This window comes from Acinetobacter higginsii (genome assembly GCF_000369845.1).
Lineage (GTDB): Bacteria > Pseudomonadota > Gammaproteobacteria > Pseudomonadales > Moraxellaceae > Acinetobacter > Acinetobacter higginsii.
On sequence record NZ_KB850215.1, the window covers coordinates 545,426 to 558,104 of the forward strand.

8 protein-coding genes are annotated in these 12,679 nt (G+C 39.9%); 4 read left to right on the forward strand and 4 right to left on the reverse strand.

All coding sequences use genetic code 11. The features are described from left to right. Positions 1–57: 57 nt before the first annotated feature. The 4 genes from leuA to F885_RS07020 form a co-directional block, all read right to left on the reverse strand. Positions 58–1,755, reverse strand: a complete 1,698-nt coding sequence (leuA, locus tag F885_RS07035) for a 2-isopropylmalate synthase (protein WP_005318079.1) — start codon at positions 1,753–1,755, stop codon at positions 58–60. Between the two features lie 457 nt (positions 1,756–2,212). Then, positions 2,213–2,896, reverse strand: coding sequence for a Fe2+-dependent dioxygenase (locus F885_RS07030; protein ID WP_005185091.1), 684 nt, complete (start codon positions 2,894–2,896; stop codon positions 2,213–2,215). A 103-nt stretch (positions 2,897–2,999) separates the two neighbouring features. Then, on the reverse strand, positions 3,000–5,267 hold the full coding sequence (locus F885_RS07025; protein WP_005318082.1) for a TonB-dependent receptor: 2,268 nt from the start codon (positions 5,265–5,267) through the stop codon (positions 3,000–3,002). A gap of 471 nt (positions 5,268–5,738) precedes the next feature. Then, entirely contained in the window at positions 5,739–7,916 is a 2,178-nt protein-coding gene (locus tag F885_RS07020) for a TonB-dependent receptor domain-containing protein (protein ID WP_005318085.1), read from the reverse strand. Positions 7,917–8,164: 248 nt separating this feature from the next. Here F885_RS07020 and tig point away from each other — a divergent pair, with 248 nt between their 5' ends. From tig to F885_RS07000, 4 genes are all read left to right on the forward strand, one after another. Continuing rightward, positions 8,165–9,496, forward strand: a complete 1,332-nt coding sequence (tig, locus tag F885_RS07015) for a trigger factor (RefSeq protein WP_005318089.1) — start codon at positions 8,165–8,167, stop codon at positions 9,494–9,496. 352 nt (positions 9,497–9,848) lie between these two features. Further along, positions 9,849–10,454: an ATP-dependent Clp endopeptidase proteolytic subunit ClpP gene (gene clpP / locus F885_RS07010; RefSeq protein WP_004775790.1), complete on the forward strand. Its 606-nt coding sequence runs from the start codon at positions 9,849–9,851 to the stop codon at positions 10,452–10,454. Between the two features lie 42 nt (positions 10,455–10,496). Beyond that, positions 10,497–11,807, forward strand: coding sequence for an ATP-dependent Clp protease ATP-binding subunit ClpX (gene clpX, locus F885_RS07005; RefSeq protein WP_005318092.1), 1,311 nt, complete (start codon positions 10,497–10,499; stop codon positions 11,805–11,807). Between the two features lie 153 nt (positions 11,808–11,960). Further along, positions 11,961–12,677: a DUF2846 domain-containing protein gene (locus F885_RS07000; protein WP_004804226.1), complete on the forward strand. Its 717-nt coding sequence runs from the start codon at positions 11,961–11,963 to the stop codon at positions 12,675–12,677. Positions 12,678–12,679: the final 2 nt, after the last annotated feature.

Consider the following 12,679-nt stretch of genomic DNA (forward strand, 5'->3'; position numbering starts at 1 on the left):
CATTTTTTCTGATATTACAACTCAGCTTTACTGACGATTATGTGATATTTCACTTATCTAAACGGCTGCTGCAGCCACTTGATCGGTGGTTAATACCCCTTGTTCAATTAAACGATTGGTACATGCAATGATGGCTTCGATTGATGAAGTTACAATGTTGTCATGTACACCCGCACCAAATGCGCTCTTACCTGTGCCTTTCACTTGAAGCTCAATCAAGGCAAGTGCTTTGGCATTGGCACCTGAACTGATACTGCGCTCTTCATAGTTCACCACATCAATTGGTAACTGCAAGGCATTCAACATGGCTGAGATCGGACCATTACCTTCTCCGCGGAGACGCTGAATTTCACCGTCAATTTCAACGTCTAATTCAATGATTTGTGTACCATTGATATCCGACAATTGATAATGTTTGGTTTGATAATGGCTGTTCTTCACATCGACATAGGTGTTTTCAAATAAGCTCCAGATTTCATGCGCACTGATTTCTGTACCATTTTCATCGGTATGTTGCTGTACGATCTGACTGAATTCGATTTGAACACGACGTGGCAAGGCAACGTTGTAGTTCGATTCCAATAAGTAAGCGATACCGCCTTTACCTGATTGGCTGTTGACACGAATTACTGCGTCGTAGTCACGACCCAAGTCTTTCGGATCGATTGGCAAGTATGGCATATCCCAGATTTCTTCGTTTTTCTGGAATTCAAAGCCTTTTTTAATCGCATCTTGGTGGGAACCAGAGAACGCGGTAAAGACTAAATCACCTGCATATGGATGGCGAGGATGAACAGGTAAACCTGTACATTCTTCAACTGTTGCAATGATTTCATTGATATTTGAGAAGTCTAAGTTTGGTGCAACGCCTTGGGTATACATGTTCAAGGCAATCGCAGCAACGTCCACATTACCAGTACGTTCACCATTACCAAACACACAACCTTCAACACGGTCAGCACCCGCCATAATTGCCAATTCAGAGGCTGCGATACCACAACCACGGTCATTGTGACAATGTACTGAGATAATCACACCATCACGACGCGCCAAGTTACGGTGCATCCATTCGATTTGATCGGCATAGACATTCGGTGTAGACACTTCCACGGTTGCAGGTAAGTTTAAGATGACTTTATTGGTTGGTGAAGCTTCCCAGATTTCAGTCACAGCATCGCAGACATCTTTGGCAACTTCTAATTCTGTTGCAGAGAAACATTCTGGGCTGTACTGGAAAATCCAGTCTGTAGCAGGGTATTGCGCTGCATATTCTTTGACTTTGCTTGCCGCATTAATAGCAAGTTGTTTTGAGCCATTGGCATCGACATTCAAGACTTTCTGACGGAAGGTTGGAGAGTTTGAATTATAGATATGCACAATGGCACGCTTTGCATCAACCAACGCTTCGAAGGTACGTTCAATCAAATGATCACGTGCTTGCACCAAAACTTCGATATACACATCGTCAGGAATCAAATTTTCTTCAATCAATTTACGAGTAAAATCGAAGTCAATTTGAGATGCTGATGGAAAGCCAATTTCGATGTGCTTAAAGCCGATTTTAACCAACATGTGGAACATTTTTAATTTTTGATCCATATCCATCGGTTCAAAAATCGCTTGGTTACCGTCACGAAGGTCGGTACTCATCCAAATCGGCGCTTGATTGATTTCATTATTCGGCCATTGACGATCTGGTAAATCCACTCGTTGATACATACGGCGGTATTTTTTGCTTGGGTCAGCCAACATCATGAGAAAACTCCTTGTCGTAGCATGGTTGCTGAGTCAAATAAAAGGCAACGTGCTACAGATATATATGGTGTCTATAAGAATTAATTTAAAGCGAATTCGGGGATCGAGCGCCTAAAAATGTAGGCGAAAAATTTATACGCGCGCGAGGCGCAGCATCAGGAGAAGTGCCGCGAGATGTGTTGTATGAGACGGGTGGGTAAAGCCGCGATTTGTTTTCATCATCTACCATTCATATTGGGTATTTAATTTTGCAGTTATATTAATCATCTAACGATATTCAGTCTAGGCGAAAATACAGACGACTGCAAAGGTCTATAAAACATTTTAATTTGAATGAATGGGAAATATTTCCCTGTTTTTTGCACTATTTAAATTTTAATGGGAAAAATTTCCCGTAATTTTATCAATTAGAGATAAAAAGATTGTTTTTATCTCTAAGCTTTGAAAAGTGTATGAATTATAGTTCAGCCCATTTTCGCATGAGGTTGTGATAAAGATTGGTCATTTTAATTACTTCTTGATGAGTATCACCAAGCTGCATACGCAGGTTTTGGATCGTCTGATCCAGTGTAAATAACATATTACGTTCAGCATCATCACGGATCATGCTTTGTACCCAAAAGAATGAAGCCGTTCGACACCCACTGCTGATCGCGGTCACTTCATGCAGACTAGATGAAGGGTAGAGCACCATATCGCCCGCGGGTAATTTGGCTTCGTGATAACCATAGGTATCTTCGATGACCAACTCACCACCTTCATATTCATCAGGTTCTGATAAAAACAAAGTGCAAGATAAATCGGTGCGTAAGCGTTCTTTCGTGCCACGAATTCGACGGATTGAATTATCAACATGGAATCCAAAAGATTCCTGATTTTCATAACGATTGAAAAGCGGGGGGATAATATCCAGTGGTAAAGCTGCCGAAAGAAAAAGAGGGTGTTTACCCAGTTCTTCTAAAATGATGTTACTGAGATGGTGAGTTAAAGGATGGTCTTCAGGCAGTTGCTGATTATTTTTCACGGTAGCAGACAGAGTACCTGCCGTAACTTTTCCATTGGCCCATTCGATTTTATCCATTTCTTCGCGAAAGTACTGAACTTGTTCTTTGCTTAATACATTAGGAATATGATGGATCACGATAACTACCTTTGTGAAAACAATGAATGATAAAAAATAGCCTCATTATGAGGCTATTTTTCAAATAAAATCCATAAATATATTATGGGTTTTATTGATGGGATTAGTACTTAAAGTTTACAGACAATACCGCACTACGACCTTCCGCTTCTGATGCATAGTGAGAGGCATACGCCTTGGTAAAGTAACGTGTATCAGACAAGTTATTTACATTAAGCTGTAAGTTCACGTTTTTATTTACGTCATATTTTGCCATGGCATCGTAGCGTACATAGCCTGGAACCCATTTAGTATTAGTTGCATTCCCATAGACTTTGTCCATCGCAACTGCACCAGCACCAAGGGTAACTTGTGGTAATACTTTATAAGTTGTCCATAAAGTAGCAGAGTTCTTTGGAACGTTTGGTAATTGCTTACCTTTCGCTGCATTTTCAGGAGTACAAACACCAGCACGGCTACAGCTAGGACCTGGGTTGGTATTTTCACTGTCTAAATACGTATAACCTGCGCTAACAGCCCATTTATCAGTGATATAACCATTTAAGCCAAGCTCAATACCGTCAACTTTACTATCACCACCGTTGGTATACGTAGTTGGATCAAGTTGGATACGCGTGTTTTGCTTCTCTGTACGGAAAATTGCAGCAGTTGCATTGAGTTTATTGTTGAATAAATCCCATTTTGTACCAATTTCAAAAGTACGTGCTTTTTCTGGATCTAGATCACGGTTGTTTGCATTCACCGCAGTTTCAGAGCCATCACCTGCATCAATACCGACTGGGTTTGCAGAAGTCGCAAAGCTTGCATAAATACTGCCGTTTTCAGCAGGTTTAAATGTTAAGCCAGCTTGGTAACTAAAGAAGTCCGTATTATTTTCTAATTTAACACCAGTCGCATTGGTTTTTAGCTCAGTATCAAATTTATCCCAACGCACACCTAAGTCGAGTAACCATTGTGGTGTAATTTCGATATTATCGAGCGCATAAACGGAAGTCGATTCAGATGTCGTGGTTGTAACAGCCTTGTTCGCAGTCACTGTTCCTAAGAAACGATCATTTGAATTTGGATTAAATGTTGATGTACACCAACCATTAGATGCAGCTAAACCTAAGCTACACGCGCCGTTAGCAACTGCACCGCCAATTGCTTTGGTATTTGGATCAGTAATGGTATAGCTACCTTTATCTGATTCAGCTTTACTATATTCAGCACCAACATTAAAGCTGTGTTTGAATGCACCTGTATTAAATTTACCTGTTAACGCAAGTTGATCAGTGAATGTATCTGTGTCGGTAATACGGGTATTTGCACGACGCCAGATACCAGTATCCTTCAATTGACCCGTCGTCGGGTTAAGGAAGTTACCTTGACTGTCGTCTGGTTGAGTCCATACATAGTCATTTTTAGATTTGTTATAGACAGCTGTATTACTTAAAGTTAAGTTTTCTGCTAAGTCATGTTCTAACTTAAAAGTACCAACTTGGTTTTCTTGTCTTTGGAAATCACGATCTTTCCAACCATAATAGATGCCTTTTTTAACATCAATTGGTTTTCCTGAACCTGCAGCAAAGTTATTTGGATTGTTATAAGGAACACCAGCATCAGGTGTATCGTCTGTCTTTAAGTAGTAATAACTTAAAGTTGCACGCGTCGCTGTATCTAGGCCAAAAGTAATGCTTGGAGCGATACCTGCACGCTTATATTCTGCACCGTCATCGCCTTGACCCGCTTTATTATTATGGTGTCCCATAACAACAACACGAGCAGCAATCCCATTACCAAAATCTTTGTTACCGTCAAGGGTAATACGTTGGTAGTCATCTGTACCGCCTTGTACAGACCCTTCTAAAGAGTCACCTTTTTTAGCAACTTTAGAAATAAGGTTGACGTTACCGCCAACAGAACCACCGCCACCTAAAGAAGATGAAGAACCTTTTGATACTTCAACTTGTTCAACCGCAAACATTTCACGGTTTTGAGAAGAAGCGTTACGAATGCCATCTACATACATTGAGCTTTCAGAGCTATAACCACGAATAAACGGACGGTCACCGTTTGGGTTACCACCTTCACCTGCGCCTAATGTAATACCAGGAACTGTACGAAGGGCATCACTTAAAGTCGTAACCTTGGTATCTTCAATCAGTTGTTTTGAAATCACAGAAACTGATTTTGGTGTGTCCAGAAGAGGGGCAACAAATTTGCTGTTCGCAGACTTATCTACTTTTAGACTTTGTTCTTTTTCAGCTTGAGCATGAATTGTTGGAAGCTGAACTGCCTGATCTTGTGCAATCGCTGGTACTGCAATTACTGAGAGTGAAGATGCAATTGCAGAAGAAACGAGCTTCTTCCGTGATTTAATAAAAGACATGGGACACGCCTAACAGTGTAAAAATTTATGCAAAGGATAATCATTGTCATTTCTATATTCATTTGTTTTGGATTGTTTTTTTCAATTGTTTCTAATTATTACAATGGAAACTTAAATAATTTTTCATCCTTAATTGTTCAATAATGTTGTTAATTTGTTGATTTTTTTATTTAATCTAAAAAAACGATTGTTTTTTAAGGTTTGACTTTTAATTTAGATGTTGCAGTTTCTTCATTTAACTTTTGAAAACTTTTGAATATCAGTTCGTTATTTTGAATAGCTAAAGAGAAAAAAGTATTGCTAGAGAAAATAGGGAGAATATTACCCAAAATTTCTATCCTTGACGCTCGGATGCTTTAGAGACCTAGTAAATAGTTACCAAGGTGTTTACTGCTAAGAATAGCGTGATTGTGGTGAATAAAAAAACCTGCATTAATGCAGGTTTTTTATACTTGTTAGGTTGGTTAACACTTAGAAGTCATATGACACAGATAACCAGAAGTTACGACCTGCAAGGTAAGTGCCTGACATTCCAGAGCCAATCACCATATAGTCATAATAAGAGGCTGGATTTCCATTGGCATCAATATAAGAGCCATTGCTAGTGAAATCTTTGTCAAGCAGGTTATTCACTGCACCATTGAAGCGCAATTGATCATTGACACTATAGCTTGCACCTAAGTTGAATAGGTTATAACCCTTCAACTTATTGTTAGTCGCATTGTAAATAAGAGCATCGTCACCTGTAGTTTGCGCGATATCATAGCGTTTACGTTCTGACTTATATTCATGCTGTAACCACACATCAAAGGCATCATTGATATGCCAAGTTGAGGTCATGTTCAAGGCATTTTTAGGGACATTACTTAGATATGAACCTTTATTCTTACCCTTGGTAATTTCGGTTTCCATATAAGTATATGCAGCTTTAATATCCCATTCAGGAATAATGCTGTATTTCAAGCTGAGCTCAACACCTTTGGTTTCAGCTTCATCGGCATTGATTTTTTGTGCAAAAGCATCCTGAGTGATATGTGAACCATAACTCACACAACCCGGCTGATTAGGATTATTTGTGGAGAAACAGTTCTGTAAGGCTGAACCCTCAGTAATCCGGTTTTTAATTTTGGTAAAAAACGTGGTCGTACTCAGATCTAGATTGCCGTTGTTATAGTTGAAGCCGAGTTCATAGTTGGTTGACTCCTCAGGTTTTAGATTAGGAGAACCAACGTTAAAAGTGGTGCCTTGTCCACTAATACTCACAATGCCATTGTGAAGATCTTTTGCGGAGGGGGCTTTATAACCTGTGCTCACTCCACCTTTAAACGTAAGGTCGTCAGTTGCATTCCAAACGAGGTAGGCGCGCGGGCTAAATTGACCACCAAAACCAGAATGGTCTTCATAGCGACCACCAAGCGTAAAGCCGAGATTGTCTAGGATGCGCCATTCATCTTCTGCATAGATAGAGAAAGAGTCTTTTTTAAATGTTGCGCCAATACCTGCAATATCATCTGCAATTTTTGCCTCTTTATATTCAGCACCAACGGTGAGTTTATGATCTGCAATTGGCATCACCACATGTGAGTCGGCGACGAAATCCGTATTTTTTAAAGTACGATCCTGACCAGCTGAAGCATTACCCGGGAATGTATTACGCGGAATGGTACGCCCAACGGTCTCTGTTTTAGTTTGGCTGACATAAGAGTTCCATTGACCAAAGCTATAATCACCGTTATGACCGACCGCAATTTGATCACGTTTAAACTCTAATTCATCTTTATAACCGTTGGCACGGGCTGGCGTATCAAGTGTGCCTAGACGGTTATCATCATTCTTATAGGTTTGGCTTGAGTGGAAACCATCGACCCAGAAATTATTTTGCTCATTTAATTTAAATGATAATTTACCACCTACATCATAGATGTCTGCTTCACTTGGGCGTGGATCACGGCCAGAAGTCCCGGGAATGCGTTCAGATTTTTGACGATCTAAATAAGAACCACGCAACTGTACGCCTAGTTTATCCTGAATAATCGGACCATTGACCACAACACTGGTTTTCCATGAGTCGGCTTCTCCGCCATGTTCCATCACATTGCCACTAACGGTGACATTGCCATTCCATTCATCACTAATTTTCTTGGTAATAATGTTAATTACACCACCCATCGCTTCTGAACCATAACGTGTTGCCATTGGTCCACGAATCACTTCAATTCGTTCGATTGAAGCTAATGGGGGTAAGAAACCATTCGCAGACTCACCAAAACCATTTGGGGTGACATCTGACGAGGTGGTTTGACGACGACCATCAATTAGAATGAGGCTATATTCACTCCCTAGGCCACGCATCTTAATATTTAAACCCGATGTTTTCCCAATACCATCTCGGATGTCGATACCAGGCACATCTGCAAGTAGATCAGCAATGCTGGTTGCATTTTTCTTTTCAATATCTTCTTTTGTGACAACGCTGATTGAAGCGGGTGCATTTTTAATATCTTGTTCAAATCCAGCAGCAGATACCACAATAGTTGCAAGTTGATGTGTGTTGGTATTTTCAGATGCTGTCGTTGTATCTGCAAAAGCGGATGTGGTCATTGCCCCAAGGAGTGCAAATGAAAGGGGGTGCAAATTAAATTTACTCATAACTAGAGTTCCAAAGCTGGACGAGAAAAAAAGAACAAATGCTTAAAAACAGCACAAAGTATAGTGATAATACTTATCATTAACAACAAAAGATAACATTTGTTTTAAGATTGTTTTAAGGAAACTGTGTTTTTGGCTAAAATGAGAAATATATTTGCTTTTTTAGCATCCGATTTTGTATATCCAGAAAGTTGTCATATAATGTGGCACTTTAAAAATTGTTATTACTAACTAATATCGAGGAAGCCATGCAAGTAACGACTGAAGCGGTTTCGGGCGTTGCCCGTCGTTTAAATGTTTCTGTACCGACGAGCCGTGTTAACGAGCAGTTTGAAGCTCGCTTACAACGCACTGCCAAAACTGTGAAGATCAACGGCTTCCGTCCAGGTAAAGTGCCTTTGAATGTTGTTCGCCGTGAATATGGTGCGGGCATTTATCAAGAAGTTGTGAATGACATCATTCGCGACACAGTATTTGAAGCAATTCAACAAGAAAAAATCAATGCGGTCGGCATGCCGAACATTGAAAAAGTTGAAAACAAAGATGATGCTTTAGTTTTTGAAGCGACTGTTGAAGTTTATCCTGAAGTAGAAGTGAAAGCTTTTGCTGACTTGGAAGTTGAACGTAAAGCATCAGAAATCAACGACAAAGACGTTGATGTTATGATCGAAAACTTGCAAAAACAACGTCAAACTTGGGCTGTAACTAAAGGTATGGCGAAGAAAGATATGCAAGTAACTTTCGACTTCGAAGGTACTGTTGACGGTGAGAAGTTTGAAGGCGGCGCTGCTGAAGACTTTAAACTTGTACTTGGTTCAGGTCGTATGATTCCTGGCTTTGAAGACGGTATCGTTGGTATGAAAGCTGGCGAAGAGAAAGTGATTGATGTGACTTTCCCTGAAGATTACCAAGCTGAAAACTTAGCGGGTAAAGCGGCTCAATTCAAAATCACTGTGAAGCAAGTTGAAAAAGCAAAACTTCCAGAAATCGATGCTGAATTCTTAAAAATCTTTGGTTTGACTGAAGAAGAAGGCTTAGACAAGTTAAAAGCTGACGTTCGTAAGAATATGGAACGTGAAGTTCGCAACGGTCTTCGTAACCAAGTTAAACAAGCTGCATTTGATGCGCTTGTTGCTGCAAACGAAATTGAAGTTCCTGCTTCAATGGTTGCTCAAGAAATTGACCGTCAACGTCAACAAATGATCCAACAGTTCACTCAACAGTTTGGTGCTCAAGGTGCAGGCGCATTTGACAGCAGCATGCTTCCTGATGAATTGTTCAAAGAACAAGCTGAAAAATCAGTTAAGCTTGGCGTATTGGTAAGCAAAGTATTGGCTGACGCTAAACTTGAAGTTGACCAAGCACGTGTTAATGCTTATATCGATGACATGGCTTCTTCTTATGAAGATCCAACAGAAGTTGTTGAATACTTCAAAAATGACCAACAACAACGTGCTCAAATCGAAGCTGTTGTGTTAGAAGACCAAGTTGTTGATCACATCTTAGCTGCAGCTAAAGTGAAAGATGTTGCGATTAGCTATGAAGACTTATTGAAAGAACAACAAGCTCGCCGTGGCTAATCTTTTAAAAAGTTGATTCAAGAAAAAGGCGCTTAATGCGCCTTTTTCTTTAGGGTTTAGAATTTTGTATTTCATTCTGATTTAAAACAGTAAGACTTTGGCTTGCAGAGCTTTAAGCATAGGTGTGAAATTCCATAAACCATGCTGTGCATCATCAGAAAATCTCCCTTGCTTAAAGTATCGATGTAAAGTCTGCAAACCCTCTGTTAGCAAAGTGTTAATTTGTCGAAAAATTGCCAGATTTTAGTCTAAATAATCGAATATTTCAGATTGAACCTTTTGCAATTTCATTGATTATCCCTCATATTGTTGGCATAGATCGAGTCACAATAATTTAGGAATAAGTAAACGTATGTATGTTCCAACAATTGAAAATGCTTTAGTTCCTGTTGTCGTTGAACAATCATCTCGCGGTGAGCGTTCATTCGATATTTTTTCACGTCTATTACGTGAGCGTGTTATTTTCTTAACGGGTGAAGTTGAAGATAACATGGCGAACTTAATCGTTGCGCAGATGTTATTTCTTGAAGCAGAAAATCCAGAAAAAGATATTCACCTTTATATCAATTCACCAGGCGGTTCAGTAACTGCTGGTATGGCGATTTACGACACCATGCAGTTTATCAAACCAGATGTTGTGACCTACTGTATGGGACAAGCAGCATCAATGGGTGCATTCTTATTGAATGCTGGTGCAAAAGGCAAACGTTACTGTCTTGAAAATGCTCGTGTGATGATCCACCAACCATTAGGTGGTTTCCGTGGTCAGGCTTCTGATATTGAAATTCACGCACGTGAAATTCTGTTTATTAAAGAGCGTTTAAATCGCTTAATGGCTGAACATAGTGGTCAAGATTACGAGACCGTTGCACGTGATACAGATCGTGATAATTTCATGACTGCACAAGCAGCCAAAGAGTATGGTTTAGTCGATGAAGTGCTAAGCAAACGTCCCTGATTTTTTAGGACCTAAGTTTAAGATTTAAGTTGTGGAGTAAATATGTCCGAACATCCTCAAGGACAAAAACATTGTTCATTTTGTGGTAAGACGCAATCTGAAGTTGGAAAATTGATTGCTGGTGAGGACGCATATATTTGTAATGAGTGTGTAGATGTCTGCTTAGATCTCGTTCAAACCAGTCAACAAGTTGAAGCAGGCGATTGGGCAACTAAAGCCCTGCCAAAACCACACGAAATACGTGCTGCCTTGGACCAATATGTGATTGGACAAGATGTTGCGAAGAAAACCTTATCTGTTGCGGTCTATAACCACTATAAGCGTTTAAAAGTAGGTCAATCGACGCACGGGCATCAAGAGATTGAAATCGCAAAAAGTAATATTTTGCTGATTGGACCGACAGGTTCAGGTAAAACATTGCTTGCACAAACACTTGCGCGTTTGCTTGATGTTCCATTTGCGATGGCAGATGCAACCACTTTAACCGAAGCAGGTTATGTGGGGGAAGATGTTGAAAACATTGTGCAGAAGTTATTGCAGAAAGCGGATTACGATGTAGAAAAAGCGCAAAAAGGCATTATCTATATTGATGAGATTGATAAGATTACCCGTAAATCTGAAAATCCTTCAATTACGCGTGATGTGTCTGGTGAAGGCGTACAACAAGCATTGTTAAAAATGATTGAAGGTACGGTTGCTTCTATTCCACCACAAGGTGGTCGTAAGCATCCACAGCAAGAATTCATCCAGATTGATACAGCCAACATCCTGTTCATCTGTGGTGGTGCATTCTCTGGTCTGGAAAAAATCGTACAGCAGCGTCAAGAGAAAGGTGGGATTGGTTTCACTGCAGATGTGAAGAATAAAGATGACAGTAAAAAAGTCTCTGAGTTGTTCCGTCAAGTAGAAGCAACAGATCTAGTTAAATTCGGTTTGATTCCTGAATTTATCGGTCGTTTGCCAGTGATTGCAACTTTGGAAGAGCTGGATGAAGAAGCGTTAATGCAAATTCTGACAGAACCTAAAAATGCATTAACTCGCCAATACCAATATCTCTTCACCATGGAAAATGTAGATCTGGTCTTTGAAGAGTCTGCATTACGTGCCGTGGCGAAAAAAGCACTTGAACGTAATACCGGTGCGCGTGGTTTACGTTCTATTCTGGAAAACGTATTACTTGAAACGATGTATGACTTACCAAGTCGTACGGATGTTGGTACTGTTATTTTGAATGAAGCTGTCATTAATGGCACGGCTAAGCCAACATTCAAAGCAGAGCGTTTACCACAAGTGGGTATGCCAGAAGCAACTGAAAAGAAGGATTTGAAGGTGATTGATTCTAAATCAGCCTAATTCTCATTCATCTAAAAAAGCATGAAAGGCTTGGCTTTTCATGCTTTTTTTATTTGCAATTAGGCGTTGAGGTGTTAATCTTAAAAAATTGAAAAAATGTGCATAGTTTTGCGCTGTTAAAAATAAATCCAAGAAAACGCCTTGAGGGATGTCATGCGTTATTTAATATTGTCATTATGTTGTGCTGGGGTATTGGCTGGCTGTCAAAGTCATAAGACAGTTGAAGAAAAACCAACCGCACTGACTGCAACCTTACCAGCTGTCGATACTGAAAAAGAACCAGGTCTATTGGATCAATATCATGTGGGTGGCTTCTCTGTTGGTGGTTGGGTTAATCAAAAGTTAGGCCAATATTACGCCCCAATCAAACCGCAAAATGAACAAGCTGCGGTGGTTTATTTATATCGTCCAGATACACGTTGGAACCGTCAGGAAATTGCTGCGGCCAATTTATTTATCAATGGTCATCGTATTCCAAGCTTATTGCATAATCATTATTACTGGGTTGAATTACCCGCTGGAACTTATCGCTTGAGTGTAAGCCGTCCTTTGGCAGGATTACATTTCCAAAAGCCTAAATATCTCGATTTTACTGTGGATGCTGCACAAACTTATTTTATTAAATACGATGAAGAAAATAAGATTTCACGTAGTGAGCATACAGGCCCATTTATGATTACGCCTGACAAGGTGGCGCATCAGGAAATCGCATTCACACGGTTAAAATCATCCAGCTATAACTTTGTCGCTCAAGATGCATCGGGCAAGGTTCGTTCAAAACCTCAAGAATTAAAACCAGCAAAGTATGATGAAAAGTCAGAAGTGCATTTGGTTAAGCCATTTAAGCTTTGGAACCCATTGACTTGGTAGGT